The organism is Shewanella sp. Choline-02u-19 (assembly GCF_002836205.1).
Lineage (GTDB): Bacteria > Pseudomonadota > Gammaproteobacteria > Enterobacterales > Shewanellaceae > Shewanella.
In genome coordinates, this window is record NZ_PJBE01000012.1 from 613,643 (window position 1) to 631,739 (window position 18,097).

At 42.4% G+C, this 18,097-nt stretch carries 16 protein-coding genes; 7 read left to right on the plus strand and 9 right to left on the minus strand.

All coding sequences use genetic code 11. From position 1 onward, the window contains the following. Positions 1-326: 326 nt before the first annotated feature. The 3 genes from ompV (at position 327) to CXF83_RS04710 (ending at position 2,655) form a co-directional block, all read left to right on the plus strand. A complete protein-coding gene (gene ompV, locus CXF83_RS04700; RefSeq protein WP_101092354.1) occupies positions 327-1,100 on the plus strand; it encodes an outer membrane protein OmpV in 774 nt (257 codons plus the stop codon). A 22-nt stretch (positions 1,101-1,122) separates the two neighbouring features. Next, the gene (locus CXF83_RS04705) at positions 1,123-1,581 is read left to right on the plus strand and encodes a CC0125/CC1285 family lipoprotein (RefSeq protein WP_101092353.1); all 459 of its coding nucleotides are present in this window, start codon (positions 1,123-1,125) and stop codon (positions 1,579-1,581) included. Between the two features lie 183 nt (positions 1,582-1,764). Next, on the plus strand, positions 1,765-2,655 hold the full coding sequence (locus tag CXF83_RS04710; protein ID WP_101092352.1) for a VirK/YbjX family protein: 891 nt from the start codon (positions 1,765-1,767) through the stop codon (positions 2,653-2,655). Positions 2,656-3,696: 1,041 nt separating this feature from the next. Here the strand turns inward: CXF83_RS04710 and CXF83_RS04715 are convergent. The 7 genes from CXF83_RS04715 to CXF83_RS04745 form a co-directional block, all read right to left on the minus strand. Next, positions 3,697-4,986 (minus strand): ATP-binding protein, encoded by a 1,290-nt coding sequence (locus tag CXF83_RS04715; protein WP_101092351.1) that lies wholly within the window; start codon positions 4,984-4,986, stop codon positions 3,697-3,699. A 13-nt stretch (positions 4,987-4,999) separates the two neighbouring features. Next, entirely contained in the window at positions 5,000-5,704 is a 705-nt protein-coding gene (locus CXF83_RS04720; RefSeq protein ID WP_101092350.1) for a response regulator, read from the minus strand. Between the two features lie 2 nt (positions 5,705-5,706). Beyond that, on the minus strand, positions 5,707-6,096 hold the full coding sequence (locus CXF83_RS04725) for a DUF3019 domain-containing protein (RefSeq protein ID WP_101092349.1): 390 nt from the start codon (positions 6,094-6,096) through the stop codon (positions 5,707-5,709). Between the two features lie 7 nt (positions 6,097-6,103). Continuing rightward, positions 6,104-6,901, minus strand: coding sequence for a MipA/OmpV family protein (locus CXF83_RS04730; protein WP_232775032.1), 798 nt, complete (start codon positions 6,899-6,901; stop codon positions 6,104-6,106). Between the two features lie 478 nt (positions 6,902-7,379). Further along, positions 7,380-8,099, minus strand: a complete 720-nt coding sequence (locus CXF83_RS04735; RefSeq protein WP_101092347.1) for an RNA pseudouridine synthase — start codon at positions 8,097-8,099, stop codon at positions 7,380-7,382. A gap of 8 nt (positions 8,100-8,107) precedes the next feature. Continuing rightward, the gene (locus tag CXF83_RS04740) at positions 8,108-8,818 is read right to left on the minus strand and encodes a DUF998 domain-containing protein (RefSeq protein WP_101092346.1); all 711 of its coding nucleotides are present in this window, start codon (positions 8,816-8,818) and stop codon (positions 8,108-8,110) included. A 350-nt stretch (positions 8,819-9,168) separates the two neighbouring features. Beyond that, on the minus strand, positions 9,169-10,518 hold the full coding sequence (locus CXF83_RS04745) for a Na+/H+ antiporter NhaC family protein (protein WP_232775033.1): 1,350 nt from the start codon (positions 10,516-10,518) through the stop codon (positions 9,169-9,171). A 354-nt stretch (positions 10,519-10,872) separates the two neighbouring features. On the opposite strand from CXF83_RS04745, the gene CXF83_RS04750 reads away from it, so the two are divergent. The 4 genes from CXF83_RS04750 to CXF83_RS04765 all read left to right on the plus strand — a co-directional run bounded on the left by CXF83_RS04750 (position 10,873) and on the right by CXF83_RS04765 (position 16,433). Next, the gene (locus tag CXF83_RS04750) at positions 10,873-11,397 is read left to right on the plus strand and encodes a DUF3087 domain-containing protein (RefSeq protein WP_101092345.1); all 525 of its coding nucleotides are present in this window, start codon (positions 10,873-10,875) and stop codon (positions 11,395-11,397) included. Positions 11,398-11,519: 122 nt separating this feature from the next. Further along, positions 11,520-12,800 (plus strand): O-acetylhomoserine aminocarboxypropyltransferase/cysteine synthase family protein, encoded by a 1,281-nt coding sequence (locus tag CXF83_RS04755; RefSeq protein ID WP_101092344.1) that lies wholly within the window; start codon positions 11,520-11,522, stop codon positions 12,798-12,800. Between the two features lie 284 nt (positions 12,801-13,084). Further along, positions 13,085-14,959 carry a GGDEF domain-containing protein gene (locus tag CXF83_RS04760; protein ID WP_232775034.1) on the plus strand — a complete coding sequence of 625 codons (1,875 nt, stop codon included), beginning with the start codon at positions 13,085-13,087 and terminating at the stop codon, positions 14,957-14,959. Between the two features lie 307 nt (positions 14,960-15,266). After that, on the plus strand, positions 15,267-16,433 hold the full coding sequence (locus tag CXF83_RS04765; RefSeq protein WP_101092343.1) for a porin: 1,167 nt from the start codon (positions 15,267-15,269) through the stop codon (positions 16,431-16,433). 75 nt (positions 16,434-16,508) lie between these two features. Here CXF83_RS04765 and CXF83_RS04770 read toward each other — a convergent pair whose 3' ends face one another. Together CXF83_RS04770 and bluB are read right to left on the minus strand one after the other, a co-directional pair. Beyond that, positions 16,509-17,219, minus strand: coding sequence for an oxidative stress defense protein (locus CXF83_RS04770; protein WP_101092342.1), 711 nt, complete (start codon positions 17,217-17,219; stop codon positions 16,509-16,511). Between the two features lie 206 nt (positions 17,220-17,425). Beyond that, positions 17,426-18,070 (minus strand): 5,6-dimethylbenzimidazole synthase, encoded by a 645-nt coding sequence (gene bluB / locus CXF83_RS04775; RefSeq protein ID WP_101092341.1) that lies wholly within the window; start codon positions 18,068-18,070, stop codon positions 17,426-17,428. Positions 18,071-18,097 lie beyond the last annotated feature (27 nt).

The window sequence follows — 18,097 nt, forward strand, 5'->3', positions numbered from 1 at the left end:
TTAATTGAAAGCACAATAGCTGGAGTCTTGAGCTTTTCTAACCCAGTGCAGATACGGTCGTGACCCTCCATGACATGGATGTCATGGCGAGCTTCCATGGACGGACTTGCTGCGTGTCACGGGCGTATCTGCACATACGCTTGCCGCAGGCAATTGGAACCACAGATGGATGATTGAAACCCAATGTAAACTTTTAACTGCTGAACAATGCCGACGGGTAGCACAACCAAATGTACCGCTAGGATACATTCGGATACAGAGTCCAAATTACAAGTCGAATATAGTGGCCTCACAGTCACTCGACAGATGTAAAAAAGGATTTGAAAATGAAAAAATTATGCTTCGCTATCACAGCAATTTTGGTCTCTAGCCACGCCGTAGCTGACGGTAATACCTATATTCGTAACGGTAATATATACAGCCATCAAGGCCAATATTTTGCAGGAGCAGGCGCTGCGACTGGCAGTGAATTCTATAAGGGCCAAGACCATAAAACTGGTTATTACCTTAACGGTGGTTACCATGGCGAAGACTTTAACGCCGATCTTGCAGGCATTAACTACCGCTTTTTTGGTGATAACGATAGCAAAATTAACTTCAGTGCCTTTGTTGTGGCAAACCCAGGCTTTGACTCTAGCGATGCCGATATTTTAAAGGGCATGAAGGATCGTAAGGTTAGCGGTGATTTAGGTTTAAACGCTGATATTCATCTCGGTAAAGGCACATTTTCGACTAAATTTCAGCACGATGTAACCGGTGTATACGATGGCTATCAAGCAGACGTAACCTATTACCACCCAATGAATATAGGCTTCGCAGATATCGTACCTTACGCTGGCGTACATTATTTCAGTAAAGACTATGTTGATTACTACGCGGGTGTATCAAAGTCTGATGCTACAACTAAACGCTCCGCTTATAAAGGCAGCGGCGCATTTGCTTATAAAGCGGGTTATGCCTTGGTCGTTCCTATTACTGAGCATCTCGATATCACTCAGGCTACTGGATATTCGCACTTAGGCACGGATATGGCTGATTCCCCCCTTATCGACAGTAAAAATCAGTGGGTTACGACGTTAGGCGTGAACTATAGCTTCTAATCAATCTGGATAAGAAAAACCAATGAAATCATTTAAAAATATATTCGTGATTGTGGGGCTAGCACTCATGCTAGCTGCTTGCGCGACACCCTACGATACAGAGAAAAACTTTTGGTCTTTCGGAAAAGGATTTGAAACGGTGCAGATAGCACCAGACAGCTGGCAAATTAGTTTTGTCGGCAACACTAATACAGACAGAGCATTGACAAGAAAGTACGTCATGCTTAAGTCTGCAGAACTGTGTCAACAGGCTGGGTTCCCCTATTTTACCTTCACTAACGAGCAGACCAATCGCGATTCTGTTGGTCAATTCGGTGTCGGTACAACCAGCAGTAATGATCTACTTTGGGGCAGTTCTACTATTGATAAAGAAACCTCAACTGTCGTAGAAGTTACTGGCCTAAATAGTAAAGATCCTAACACTGGCTCTCGAGTGTATGACACCAATTATATTATTGGCCATGTCAGTATTGAAGGTTAGTTATCTAAATTTTGGCGCCGCTTATTATTTATAGCGCCTTTAATAAAGCACTTTAAATAACTCCCCCCTCCCCAGATATGTACCTGTTGGGGGGTATTCTTCCTGACGCAGCTATAGCGCTGTATTGTTTCAATATTAAAGTTATGCATTTATTATTTGAATTAAAAATTTGAGAAAAACATCATGAATATAATTGGTATGGCGATTGAGGCTAGTAGTCTTAAAAGCAAGGGGAAGATAAAGTTTATAATTAAATTCATCATTCGAACTTTGTTTAACCACCCTCACATAAAAAAGATGAATGACAATTTCTATCATGGTGAACGAAAAGCACTCTGTAAAAATCAACCAGATTTCCTGACTAAATTTTTAAAGCCTTATTTACGAACTGGACATAGTAAAAAAGAAATTATTGAAATTTTAATTAACCACTACAACTGGTTTGAACGCAAATTTTCAGCCGACGCTCGCCATCAAATATATAATAGTCGATTAACACTTCACAGGATAGATATTGATGATCAATATTATTTAATCAATCTTTCATTTCATCTGAATCCGACAATGGAAGGGGAACTTACTCTTTCACTTACAGACTCAAAATACAAAAGATGTTATATTGTTTCATTTACAGTTGTCGATAATGATATTTATATTGGCTGTGTACAAGGCGGGGCTCATGATAATGGTTTTAGCCGATTATTTACCAAGGCGATTTATGGATTACGTCCTAAATCGTTTATGGTCGAAACATTACGCTTACTCGCCATTAATCTGGGAATAAGAGATATATATGCCGTAAAGGATTCAAGGCATATATATACTGCTAGACGTTACGGTCTAAAAAGAAGAAGAAAAACAATTAATCTTAATTATGACCGCTTGTGGGAAGAGCATAATGGTGAATCTCATGATGATTTTTTCTACAAACTACCGATTAATTCTGCTCGTAAATCAATGGAAGATATCAAGCGACCAAAACGAAAAATGTATCGTGAACGCTATACGTGGCTGGATGGCTACGGCCAATCGCTGAAGAATACGCTTGATGAATACATAGAAAGGTATGATTAATGGCACAAGGGGTAATATCGCCCCTCCGGCAGCCTAAATGCACATTATGTTGCGAGAAAATGCTCCATAAAGACCTCGTTCGGAGACTTATATTCCAGTGAGGCTCTTCCTCTGGTATTTAGCGGGTGTCTTTTAAGGTGAGTTTTTATATTACTTTCAGCTTATAGTGGAAATGATTCCGTTGAACTAAACAAACCATAAGCTGATTATTATTTTCAGGATTAAAAGATAGAGCTATTTCTAAGCGCTAAAGTATTTTTATTTAAGTTGTCGATTAATAATCATAAATTCTCGCTATTATATGGGGGTAAACTAGATCTTAATGATGAGAAAGTAATCTAATTGTTTTTACCTTTTAATAATTGAAAGTTAAAAATGAGGTAAATAGACATGCTTATCCCGTTGGTTGATAATTATGGAGCGCGCTAATACTATCAACTCTTTTTAAAAATACGCCCCCTGTAACCATTTCACAGATAAAACAATTGATAACAGCGACTCAACGCTAATTAAAACTTCCAAATATGGATATTAATTAATTTTTAATATGTTTGGTGGGTTAATTAAGTAGGTTTAACTTGTTATTTAAAATAAAGGTGCAACCTATTTTTTAGCGGCTTTGAAGGCTGTTAATGTATTTTTAAATTGGGTAAGGCTTAGGCACAGAGTATTGTTTTAATTTAAATTAAGTGGTTAAAAACTTAGATCCAAGTTTAAAGCTAATACTCGTTTTTGATAGTGAAACCGACGGTTCTAGTGATGACGGGATAAATATGTATACAGGTTTACTCATTCAAGAAAGGCAGATGAATACATTAGTTAGTACTAGTGGTTCAGTCTTTTCTGGAGAAACAGATCTATTTCAATAAAATCCTCGGGGAGAAAGGGGGGGCATTTTATTTATTTACTCTTAACACAGCACTAGGTGAACATTGGATGACGGCAGAATAGTTCGCTAAATATGATTTCGCGACGGTGAATTAGTCAATGTTTTAGCTCATTTATGTTCACATACTCACTGTGTTTATGTGAACATACACTTTAATGTAATTTAAATTGCAGCGACATACGTGCGCCACCTAATGCAGGAGCACGACTAATGGATAGTTGCGATCCCATCCACACGCCAATGCGATTAACAATTGCTAAACCCATGCCGTGACCCGCATTGCCTCGGCTTTGTTGGCCGCGCACAAAAGGCTTAATCACTTGCTCCGCTTCCTCTGCATCAATGCCTTGGCCATCATCATCAACATGTATCCACACTGCATCATCTTCAATGTCTACTAATACTTGCACCTTTGACTGACCAAACCGCTCGGCATTACTGAGTAGATTACTCACTTGCATCGACAGATATTTAGGATCTGTGTTGACGGTTAGCGGCTGCGTATAGGGGATAAACTCGAGCGAGTGATTGCAGTCTACTTGGGTTGCAAGTTTGCTTTGCAGCCAAGTATTTAACTCTATGGGTTGCAGTTCTGGTTGTATATTGGCTTGATCAAGACGAGCGTAACTGAGCAGCGTCATCACCAACTCTTCCATGGTGTTTAGATCTTGATTAAGCCGCCGGAAGTACTTAACTCGTAACTGCTCGTTTTTAGTTTCCTCTAGCGCTTCAATGCCGAATCTAAGTCGGGCAATCGGAGTTTTTAGATCATGGGAGACTGCTCGGCTAAGCAGTTTATTGTCATCGAGCAGTTGTTGGATCCGATCGGCCATGCGGTTGAATTCAGTCTCAATCGAGGCAATGTAAGAGGTCTTATTCACAGCCATCCGTTGTTGCAACTCTCCCATACCAAAGGCTTTAGTCACTCTGCTCAAATGGAGCAATTGCCGGATTAAAGGCGATACCCACACCAGCATAATCACAACGACTCCGCCGTAAAAGAGCATGGTATAAAGTTCGTTAAGATCTGAATTGGCATCCACTGGTGTCGTTAGGCCTGTATTAATGTTGAGTACTTGGCCTGTCTTGGGCATCAGGTAATGCAACGAGATCCCTTCATCGGACTCTAGCATCAGGGATGCCTCGGTATCAAACTGTAGTTTAAGCGGTTCAGGCAAGAAAAATTCAGTTTCAGCAATGAGTGATAATTGCTCTGAATTGTGCTGGTTCCAGTTGTCGATAAAGGGAGTATTACTGGCAGTTTCATTATCTAAACTCCGTGACAGAGCAACGCCTAAAAGAGTTAATGCCGCGAGGTGCTCAGTGGTGCTGGGAGTTTCAGTCTCTGGGTTTTGCAGTGCGGCAAATTCACTAATCGACCAGCCTAGGCTGGTAATCGTGGCCAAAACCGCAAGCACTAATGAGATGATTAACTTTCTCATGACGTTAAACCGATCATGAGTCAGTCTCTCCCTTATCACGACAAAATAGGTAGCCTTTACCGCGAATGGTTTTAATTTTATAGGGTTGATTTTGAGCTTCGAGCAGCTTTTTTCGTAATCGTGACACGCGGATATCGACTGAGCGATCCAGACCGTCGTATTCAAAGCCGCGTAGCTCAGAGACGAGTTCGATGCGGCTAACAACTTGGCCTACCTTTAAAGCCAATAACCAAAATACATCAAATTCATTGGCATTCAACTCTAACGATTCTTGGCCAACCGTAACGGACTTAGCCGTTGCATCGAGTATCAAAGATTCAAACACCAGTTGCTGCTTGATCTTGTCATCATTAGCTCTGCGTAATAAGGCTTTAATGCGTGCTAGTAAGACTTGTGGACGAATAGGCTTAGTGAGGTAGTCATCAGCGCCAACATCTAGCCCTTGAATTTCATCACCATCTTCAACACAGGCAGTCATAAAAAGAATCGGGCCTGAATAAAAGGCTCTTGCTTCTTTGCATACATCGAATCCGTTTTTAACCGGCAGCATCACATCTAATAACACTAAGTCTGGTTGCTCTTCAGCGATCATCTCTAAGGCATAGTCACCTTGGCTGGCAACGGTGATCCCGTAGCCGTGTTCAAGGAGGTAATCACTGATCCATTCTGCCAGTGATGCATCGTCCTCGACGATTAAGATATGTTTTTCAACTGACATTCTTAAAATAATCTCCAACCTGACTGACTTTGTTTAGGCGCTTTATAGACCCAGGTAACAACGACTTTCACTTTTGCCAGAGATCTAGCGTCATCGCTCCTCACAAGGCTAAAAGTTGTGGTTTTATCCCCTTCAAAACTATATGGATATTCTTGTACTGCGGCTCCATTCCAGCAGGCGAGCTGATGCTGACTTTGAGACAATACTAAACAATAGTGACCAACCTCTGGCGTTTTCCAGCGGAACAACACATCTTGATAGCAAGTTTGGCCTTTATGTAGCGCAACACAGCGTTCCGGCGTTGCGGTAAAGACGATTGACGACTCCTCACTCCAAGCTATTGTTGGGTTAAAGAGTAATAGGAGCGCTAAGCACAGATAGAAATTATTCATGTGTCCCCTAAAATACATAACTGATTGAGGCGTTAAAAAACGACACATAATCAGCCTGATTAAAGGGGCTTTCAGTGACTTCATCTGGCAGCACATTGACGCGGTACATCGCGCGGAATACAAAACTTTCGCTAATGGGGTAAGCGACGCCGACTTCCAAGCCATAGCTAAACGAACTGCCTGGATGGTACTCGGGAAATAGCTCAGTAGCTTCATCGCTACCGACACCAAAAAGATTGCGATTCAAAGTGGATGACGAGTATTCGATGCTGCCTAATGCATGAAAGTTCCAGTTTCGAACTTGCCAAGACTTACCCAGTCGGGCTGTGCTTTGGATCCCTTGATCATTCAAATAGTCACTGACTATTCGGTACTGAAATACGTAATTGCCATCCCAATAACGTGTAGCTCGAAATCCCGCGCCAACATAGAGAGACTCTTCAGACAATAAATAAGCGTTACGGCCCGCTTCATTGAGAGTGGAGGGGTCGACATCTTCTGGCCGTGCCCAAGTACTTTTGAGATTTGCGGCTAAAAAATCGAGTGACCAATTATCAGAGTTCCAGAAATTAAATCCTAAATTAATGCCATCTTGAGATTGATGCACCATCTCAACAAATAGCCCTTTGTACTGGTACATACCGCTAATCAATAATGATGGCTGCACAGCTTGATAATCTGTTTGACGAATATCGACTTTATTAACGCCGTAAACGCTAGCCCCGAGCTCAAAGTAACCACCGTTAGCAAGGCGATTATCGACTCCACCGGTGACACTGCTGGCAATATCAGATGCTGAAGCCATTACAGGAATAAAAATCATTATTAAGAGCAGTGTTTGAAGGAAACACTGCCGTATATCACGACAAATATTAATCATGAGATGGCGTCACATATTAGATAAGTTGTTGGGGTTTTAGTTAGCAAAACGAAGCTCCACTCCATTGTGACATCATGTTTCATTACGTCCTTAATTTCCGATTCGTGGAGGGACTTTCATCCTGCATTTATCACCATGAGTGGCATCAGCTAGATTTTTGTTCTGCTAATGCAGACTGGACTCAGCCGTATATGCCAAAAATAGAACGCTCTATCACGTTAAATGGCTGAGAAATATTATACAAAGCTATAACCATGAAGCGCAAGGCTGCGCACATAAAAGTCTCAAAACATTAAAGCTGGCAGCACGTTGGGTGTATGTGTACAGCGATTGTTGCAGCGGTAAGTCTGGGAGGCCATTGACGATGGATGAGTATTGGAGAATTTACTCTTTAATATTAGTGCTACTTTGCTAATGATGCTTTTAGCTGAGACAACTCAGCTTCTGTTAATTGGCGCATTTCACCTTCCGCTAAATCAGCTAACGTCAGACTTTGAATAGAGATCCGTTTGAGGTCGATAACCTTATACCCGAGTGCCTGTGACATACGGCGTATTTGCCTATTTAGCCCTTGGGTGAGGACTATTTGATAACTATCGTCAGTTAAACGACTCATGTTACAGGGCAGGGTTGTAACGTCCTTGTAGCTAACTCCAGCGGCCATCTGTAATAGAAATTCATCACTGAAATGTCGGTCCACTGTAACGTGATAGGTCTTGCAGTGACCAAAATCAGGGTGCATTAATTGGTGAGCAAGTTCACCATCGTTGGTTAACATCAATAGACCGCGAGAATCTTTGTCGAGACGCCCCACTGGATACAGTCGTGGCGATTCAGGCAGTAAATGCCACAAGCTATTAGGCAAGTCAGCGAGCAGGCGACTATCGGTGCCAACGGCTTTATTGAATAACCAATAAGCTTTGGCTTCAACGGCGGCGATGAGCTTACCATTGACTAAGAGTTGCTCTTGGCAACGCAGGCCGTCGGGTGTCTCGAGTAACGTCACGGTATCAATGTGGTTCGCGAGGCGGCTATCAATCATTACATGGCCATCTCTGATTAAGCGAGTCGCGGCGCGGCGCGAACAGCAACCGGTTAAGGCGAGGTATTTAGCGAGTCTCATAGTTGGATTTATTGTTCTCCGGTAAGATAACGTTGTGACAGTTCGAGGTAGTTTTTAATCGCTATTTTGCGGATAGTCCATGCAAAAGATAAACACCAGAGCATCACAATACTCGTTTGAATCCACATGGTGATAGCAACCCAACAACGGCCAGCTTCAGCGTGCTGACAAGGGACAAAATCGAGAGTATTCCAATCGAGTTGAATCACGAGGCTTGATGAGGTAATAAACCCCAAAATACTCAACCAAAAAATGGGTCCCTTACAAACAGAGTGTTGGCTGAGTCTATCGGTGATACAGAGGAAGTACATCAACACAGTGCCGAGTAAAAAACTGGTCGACACTAGGCGATGCATATCAAGATAGTTAATTGGGAACATTCCCATTAATAGGACTGAGATGCCGACCCAACCGCCGATTAAGGATAAGTAGTGGCTAAAAAAACCTTGTTTGAGTAAGTAGAGTCCGAACATCGCGAGCATGATACAAATACCTGTGATCATCAAGGCGATGTTGAATACAAAAGCGAGTTTGGCATGGTTGTAGTCGCCTAAAACATCAGCGCGACGATTAAAAACGGCATCACCAATGATTTGATATTCTGCCCAAGTTGAAATGGACACGCCGATTGCAGCGATAAGGGCACCAAAAAAAATAGTCAGTACGACTAATCGGTGCAAATCATACTGCATCGATTGATACTTAATCTTATCTTCCATACTTGTGCGCCATAAAATGACTCATCCTGCTACTCGCGTGGGGCGGTTATTATGGCAAAAAGCAGTGCTGTGATGCACTCTTTTTAATGAGAATATTATTCATTCTGAGCTAAGACCAACGTGCCTGATTAATTCTCCTTACGCAAATCGTTCGATTGATCCAATGGCGATAAAAATATGCTTATTTCTAGAATAGAGGTAACAAGAGTGCATTGCGCATCACAGGCTATAAACGATTACTACTGTTACAAGCTCATTGATTTGTGAGCTAAACAAAAAAAGAGCACCTGAATAAGGTGCTCTTTTCAATTAGTCAGTGCGTTAACCACGGCTTAGGTGAATAATGCTATTTAGTTTCGCTTGCGAAAAACCACAATAAGTACCGCGACCACTGCGAGGATCATGCAGTACCAAGCATGAGTAACAACTTCAAATGGTGACAAACTAAAGGTTGATGCGACTAATAGTGCTTGCGCACCATAGGGGATCAAACCTTGGATAATACATGAGAAAATATCTAAAATACTGGCTGCACGTTTTGGGGTCACGCCATGCTTTTCTGCCAAATCTTTAGCGATATCACCAGTGACCACAATCGACACTGTATTGTTAGCAACACAGGTGTTGGTTGCAGCCACAATACCTGCCATACCTAGCTCTGAAGCACGGCATGATGCTTCGCCTTTGGCTTTTGAAAAACGTGTAATTAGTTTTTCAATCTGCTTGCTAACAAACGATAGGCCACCTTGTTGCTGCATAAGTGCTGCTAAGCCACCGACCAGCATAGAGAGAATAAAGATCTCCTGCATGTTGCCAAAACCAGCGTAAATATCTTGTCCAAACTGGATGACACCGTAGTCCATGGTCAATAAACCAGTGACACCGGCCAGTAAAATACCGATGGTAAGGACGACAAATACGTTCAAGCCAGCGACGGCTAAAAACAGAATAGTGAGGTAAGGGATCACCTTAATGAAGTCTATCTCTTGCGCTGCTACGTCAGCCTGGCCTTGACCAACCAGGGTGAACACAATCAAAGTGATGATCGCGGCTGGAATAGCGAAGATAAGGTTTTCTTTAAACTTGTCTTTCATCTCACAGCCTTGAGTGCGAGTCGCTGCGATGGTGGTATCTGAAATGATGGATAAGTTATCGCCAAATAGCGCGCCTGAAATGACTGCGCCAGCCATAATCGCTAAATCAATTTGTGCTTCATTTGCAACGCCAAGCGCAATAGGTGCCACCGCGGCAATAGTGCCCATTGATGTGCCCATGGCTGTGGCAATGAAGGCGGCAATCACAAAGAAGCCAGGTAGCAATAAGCTAGAAGGAACCAATGACAAGCCGAGTGCAACCGTTGCGTCTACGCCACCGGTTGCTTTTGCTACTGCCGCAAATGCACCTGCAAGCAGGTAGATCATACACATCGCAATGATGTTGGAGTGACCAATGCCGGCTAAAAAAGTTTCGATTGATTGGTTAAGTCTTTGCTTAGAAATGATAATGGCAAAGATAATCGCAGGTAGAATAGCGACTACACTGGGCAATTGATAAAAAGCAAAATCGACACCTTGGTTTTGGAAGTAAAGCCCGGCACCAATAAACAATGTTAGAAATAGAAAAAGTGGTGTTAGCGCTAGAAACGATGGCGCTATTACGTCAGTTGCTGCAGCTTTAGGAGCGTTGTTGGAATTCGTCAATGTTATCTCTCTTCTATTAAATCAGTCATCGAACCATTGTCCCCATTGCCCTCCTAGCTGGAACAAACTGTGTTTTAAATGATTAAAATCACAGAATGGTACATCTCAATAGCTGAGAGGATATGAGATCGAGAGCCGCCTGTCAATTTAGACGTCTAGATGTTTTTACCGCTAAAGAAGTCGTTTAGTGAAAATTGTGAGCTTGGTTGGATTCGTCACTGTTATTTCAGTAAAAACTTAACTTGCCAAGGTTGTGGCATAAATACAAATATTTTAGCGTAACAAAGAGGATTTTCTAATATTTAGGATGCTAGAATAACCGCCTTATTATCCGCTTAACCTTGAGAGCCACGGATGCAATTAATGCATATTGATAAACGAAGCTATCGTAAGAATACCAATATTGTGATCAGCAGTTTTGTCGCGAGTTTAGCGATACTTTCGCTGGTATTTGGGACATTGTTAATTCATTTCCTTGGCGCAACAGCCGCAACTCCTGGTGGCTCGACTGGCAATTTTCACCTGAACGTTATCGGTGTGATTATGGCGATAGTGCTCTGCAGTGGGGTATTACATTCACAAAAGCAAAAGCCCTATATGCGCGAAGTGTATTATGTTTGGCGCTTAAAGCAGCTCAATAATCAAATTTATCGTAAGTTGGCTAAAATTAAACTGGCAGCAGATAATAATGACAGAAATGCTTTTATCATCTTGAGTTTTTATTTTGCCAGCCTGAAGCAAGTTTATAGCTTGGATGACAACACGTTAACCATTTCGACAGTCGAAAAAGATATTGCCCAGCTGAATGCCAGAATCGCTGAGCTGGATATAAGTGTCTCTCCAGAGCAGTTTGAACCAGAGTTACTCGACAGCATCTAAACCTGCAATCATTTCTTTTATCGTTTTATACTCACTATCTAGAAGTTTAAAATATATTTAGACTTCTAGATGGCTATTTGTTATGTTCATATTTCATTCAAATGGAATAGGATTTAGCTGGTATGAAACTCGAATCTTTAGCACTGCACCATGGTTATAAATCGGAAGCGACAACCAAAGCCGCTGCAGTCCCTATTTATCAAACCACCTCTTATACCTTTGATGACACTCAACATGGCGCTGATCTATTTGATCTTAAAGTGCCGGGTAATATTTATACTCGCATCATGAACCCAACCACCGATGTGCTAGAACAACGCCTAGCCGCTATTGAGGGTGGAATTGCTGCGTTAGCGCTTGCTTCAGGCATGGCGGCAATCACTTATGCGATTCAAGCTCTGACTGAAGTGGGCGACAACATTGTCAGTACCAGCCAACTGTATGGCGGCACCTATAACTTATTCGCTCACACCTTACCAAGACAAGGTGTTGAGGTCCGTATGGCGGGTTTCGATGAGTTCGACAGATTAGATGCACTCATTGATGATAAAACCAAAGCATTATTTTGTGAGTCAATTGGTAACCCTGCCGGCAATATCGTTGACCTGCAGCGACTAGCTGAAATTGCTCATAAACATGGTGTGCCATTAATTGTTGATAATACGGTCGCGACTCCGGTGTTATGCAGACCATTTGAACATGGCGCTGACATCGTTGTGCACTCGTTGACCAAATATATAGGTGGCCACGGCACCACAATTGGCGGGGCGATTGTTGATAGTGGTAAGTTTGATTGGGCGGCGCAGCCACAACGTTTTGCACTGCTCAATGAACCGGATCCGTCATATCATGGTGTGGTCTATACCCAAGCTTTTGGTCCTGCTGCCTTTATTGGCCGTTGTCGTGTGGTGCCGTTACGTAATACAGGCGCTGCACTATCGCCGCAAAGCGCTTTCTTATTGCTACAAGGGTTAGAGACTCTGGCACTGAGAATGGAGCGCCATTGCGACAATGCATTAACCTTGGCGCAGTATTTAGAAGCGCACCCTAAGGTGAAGTGGGTGAATTACGCTGCGCTGCCAAACAGTCCATTTCAGGAGAACTGCCATAAAATTACTGGCGGAAAAGCCTCAGGGATCATCAGTTTTGGTATTAAAGCGGATGACGGTAAAGTGGCTGGTGGGCACTTTATTGATGCATTGCAGATGATTTTAAGATTGGTCAATATCGGCGATGCTAAATCACTGGCATGCCATCCCGCATCGACGACCCATAGACAGCTAGATGCTAACGAGCTAGCAAAAGCTGGGGTGTCAGAAGATTTGGTGCGGATCTCTGTGGGGATTGAACATATTGACGATATTATTGCGGATGTAGAGCAAGCACTAGCGCATGCGTGTTAATGCGGTCATTGATTGAATAAAAGGTTAGCAAGCTTGCTAACCTTTTTTGTTTCAACTCAGACTATTAAATGGTTAGTTTGCAGCATTGATAACTGAAAAATGACCTTTTAACCAAATTATCATGTCGAAACGAGCTTGTTTTTCAATATAATAAATTGACTATATAATGAGACGCTAAGGCAGGTAAACCTTATTAAATCAACAAACTATACAAATGTCTCCCATGTGTTACTCTGAAAAATAATTACACTTAAAAAGTCTGTTTTACAGGGCTGTATATGCATATGAAAATGATAATTGCGGCCTTTAGCTTCCTTATCTCTATCTCCATGACTTTATTTTCTACAGCGCAAGCCAATGACATTCTGACCCAATTGGAAGTATTGGTTAGCAAAGACTCCCCCGCGGGAGGACTTAAGTTACTGGATAGTTTCGACATTGAGGCTAATCAGCTGACACCCAATGATAATGCCCGCTTGTATTTTCTCTATGGTCAGTTGTATGAGAAAACCCGTCAGTTAGATTTAGCGATCGCAAGCTATGATAAGGGAATTGCTTTAGTTGAATCATTAACGGTTAGCGATATTCTGATCGATAGCTATTTAGAGCGCTCCTTCGCAGTATATTTACAGACAAATGATCCCGCCGTTTATTGTATCGATCGTCGTAAGGCGCTGGCTTTTGCAAGACAGAATAATAACCCAACATTGCTGGCAAAAACACTCACACAAAATGCCTTTTGCTATTACACCGCGACGACAGTGCATAAGGGGATTGCGTTACTCGACGAAGCCATGATGATTGTTGATAAGAGTGACAAACTCGATGTTCACCGCAAAGCGATGATTTATAATGCAACCGGTACCCTGTATCGTACGGTAGGGCTACATAAACGTGCTTATGATAACTTTAATAAGGCCTATCAAACGTGGCAAACCGTAGACGATAAAGAAGACATGTTTAACATGCAGCACAACATGGTTAGCTCTGCGATCAAGTTGAGTGATTGGGATAAAGCCAAGGTGAATATTGCCGCACAATTAGCATTAGCAGAAGCCGCACCAGAATTTAAAGATTTCTATTTTTTTGCCTATCTCAATGCTGGACGTGTCGCACTCGGCTCCTTTGATTACCCCGTGGCCGTCACCTATCTAGAAAAAGCAATTGCTCTTAAAGAAACAACGCAGGAGCGCTATTTTGTAAGCTCTAGTCATCTGTTTTTAGCGCTAGCTTATATGCGAATTGGTGAGCCTGACAAAGCGGCTAGTATGGCGCGAGTGTTCCTGCAAGATAAACGTTTTCCAGCCAATATGGGCAGTATGCTACTGACTGCCGATGCCATTATTGCATTCGACAATAAAAATTATTTATTGGCGGTGAATACCCTTTTAAAAGTGATAGATGAAGAGCGAGAGCACAATAAGAACATCATCGATAACGAAGTTATCGACTCTGCACTTGACCATAACTCTAAATTGGCTGATTTTGAGAACGAACGACTTGCCAATAAGTTAGCAATCAATGAATTGAATCTCAAAGCTGTGATAGATAAAGAGCGCATTAATGAGCTTAAAATGAGTATTGTTGTGTTAGTGGCAGCAGTGCTATTGGCGGCAGTCTTCTTTTTAATGCATTCGCGAAAAGTCTTTAAGCATCGTGCTCAAATCGACTTTCTTACGGGTATCGCTAACCGAGGTTATACCTTTAAAACGGGTGAGAAAATGATTGAAAGGTCGATTAAAAAACAACAGTCGGCATCGGTTATTATTTTTGATATTGATAACTTTAAGAGTATTAATGATCGCTTTGGCCACCATGTTGGCGACTTGGCTATTCAAGCCGTGACTAAACGGGCTGAACGTTGGTTAAAAAAGCATGATTTAGTCGGACGAATTGGTGGTGAAGAGTTTATTATTGTGCTGTCTAATACTTCAGAGGAAGAAGCTTTTTCAATATCGGAACGCATCCGAAGTGCTATTGCATCGCAGCTGTTTGAGTTTGATGATGTCAGCATTGAAATGACGATAAGCCTAGGTATTGCGGTACTCAATGAACAAGCCACTAGCTTGACAGCATTACTTAAAGAGGCTGATAAAGCGCTCTATAAAGCTAAATTTTCCGGTAAGAACAAAGTCTATCTTGCACGGCTATGTGCCTAGTTTTTAGGATTAAAACCTAACGACCGTAGCGGCTCGCTGCGGTCAATTTAATCCCAAGTAAGTAGTGATCGACTTCGCCATTTTCTTGTTAATGCTGAAGCATGCACTGTCAAATATGTAAACCCCTCCTCTAGAACACCAATATTAAAAATCTTCACTGGCTATCAACTTGTATTTACCCAATTTTTTGCTATGTTTTCTATTTAGCGAGTGCAGTTTTTAAGCGACCATCTCGGATCATAATACCCAGAGCCGCTAGCGAAGTACGCTAAAGCTGAATATAAAAATAACCAAAGTTGGAGATTTTATGAAAAAAGCGCTAGCAGTATTGCCCCTCGCAACGTTGGTTTTTATGCCGACAAGCTTCGCGGTTGAGGTATTTAAAGACAATAAAAATGCATTTGAGATTGGTGGTTTCGTTGATGCACGAGTTATTAATACACAAGATGTTACAGAGGTTGTGAATGGCAGCTCAAGAATTAATTTCGGCTTTACCCGTGAAATGTCCAATGATTGGAAAAGCTATGTCAAGCTGGAGTGGGGCGTAAATCCCTTTGGTAATGCAACGATCTCCTATAGCAGTGAAAGTAACTTTGAGACCAAAAGCGGTGACTTTTTAAATAACCGTTTAGGCTATGTTGGCGTCAGTCACAATGACTATGGGTCGATCTCAATTGGTAAGCAATGGGGCGCATGGTACGACGTTGTGTACAACACCAACTATGGTTTTGTATGGGACGGTAATGCATCCGGTACTTATACGTATAACAAATCCGACGGTGCCATTAATGGTGTCGGTCGTGGTGATAAAGTGATTCAGTATCGTAATAGTTGGGGTGATTTAGGGATCGCGGCGCAAATGCAGTTAAAAAGCAGTACCACAGATATTGAAGATGATGGTAGTAATAACCCGAATCGATTGGTGATGACAGAATACGATAATACTTATGGTATTGGTTTGACCTACCAAGCGACAGAGATGTTAGTGCTTACCGCTGGCGGTAACATCGGTGAACCAGAAGGCACTACGGCCAGTGGTCGGGTTATTTCCGAGACCGACTATATCTATGGCTTTGGTCTAACCTGGGGCAGTTGGGATGAGCATGGCTTATATGCGGCGATGAACCTCAACCAAAATGAATTCCACGATACAGATAACTTAGGCCGTTTCTTGCAAGAGTCGGTAGGTTTAGAAACGCTGATCTCCTATTACTTAGACAATAATATCAAGCTGCTTGCCTCTTACAACGTCTTAGAGGCCGGTGATGACTATGAGGCAGAACATCCTGGTGATGTTTTTAAACGTCAGTTTGCCGTGGCTGGCGTGCACTATGTTTGGGATAACAGTGTGGTGATCTACTTGGAAGGCCGTGTTGATTTTAGTGATTTCAGTAGTGATAACCCTGAAAATGAAGCGATGCAAGCAAAATCAGAAGATGATGGTGTCGCGATTGGTATTCGCTATACCTTGTAAGTGTCCGATTGATTAATAACGATTAAGGCCCCTCAAGCTGTTATACAGTTTGAGGGGCCTTTTGATTAGCTGACGTTATTTCAATCGATAGGTGACTTCTACTCTATCTTGAATAGTGACTTGGCCTTGTTGGTAGCTTTTAGGCACATTATAACTGTCACTTTCAGCATTCATTCTCATCATCACTGGCTGAACTGGACGTTGGTCGAAATAGCGAATTTGCCATACACCATCGAGCTCTTCGCCAAAGCCTTGGGCTAACTCTGCCGCTTTGTGTTGTGCATCTTTAATCGCTGCAAGCCTTGCTTGTTGAAGATAATGCGCCTCTTTGCTTGATTTGAGCGCGATATGATTAATACGGTTAATACCCTCTTCAAGCGCGGTATCTAGAATGCTATTGAGGTTGGTTAGATCGACAACTGTCACAGTTACGCGGCGGCTCGCACTGTAGCCAATCAGTTTGTTAGGCTGATCTTTTTCATAGTGATATTGAGGTTGTAGGTTGATATTGGCACTTTGGATTAGCTTGCTGCTAACGCCTGCTTTTTCTAAACGTTCGATAAATTTAGCCACGGCGATATCCGACTCGACTTTGGCAGCTTTTGCTGTTTCCGCTTTAATCACGACTTCCACGTTTATTTCTGCCATGTCTGCTTCGGCGAGGATATTGCTAGTGCCTATGGTTTCAAGATGCGCAAAGCTAATATCGGCGGCAAGCGCTGGGGCGGTAATGCTGGCCGATAGGACTAAAGCTGAAATAAGTGCTGCAAGAGATGATTTAATCATAGTAACTCCAAAAGTAAGTCTAAAATTCGCCAAGATAAAACGGGGTTGGCTTCTAATAGCTATAAACGTGAGCTTTTGGGAAAAGGGTTATATTTTTAATTTATTATTCACGGTTGGCTAAGCTCACTCAAGAAATTGAACCTATGAGCTAGGGTATCAACAGGTGCTAGCTGAGGTGGGTGAACAGACAAAGCTGAAAAAGTCGTCTAATTAAAGCCGTCTTTGAAGATAACCTCAGCAGCAGACTTGGTTTGCTGCCAACCTTTTTGCTTAAGTTCTGGTTCGGCCAGAAATTTATCGACATAGCCTATACAGAGATAACCTATCAGTTCAGCGCTTTCGGGGGCATTTAACGCTTGCTTGACCTTTAACGGGTCTAAAATACTGACCCAACCGACACCAATATTGAGCGAACGCGCCATTAACCACAGGTTTTGAATGGCACAAACAACACTAAACTTACCCATCTCTGGCATGCTTGTTTGCCCTAGAACTGCAGTTTCACTGGGTTGATAAAATACCGCTAAGTTAACTGGAGCCTCTAAAATCCCTTCGAGTTTGAGCGCATCATACTGAGCGCGTTTATCCCCCGTAAATTGCTCACTGCCAAGGGCATTTGCTGCAACAAACGTTTGCTGCACTGCTTGTTTAATGTTTGAGTCGCGAATAACCACAAATTGCCAAGGCTGCGAGTATCCAACTGAAGGCGCTTGCATGGCGGCATTTAGCAGCGTATCGATACTCGCATCTGAGACGGGCTTATCATTAAAACGATTACCTCTAACATCGCGGCGTAGTCGGATAATATCGGCTAAGACCTCGCTGTCACTCTCACTAAACATTCGACTCATACCGCTCTCAATTTTTCTATAGATCGA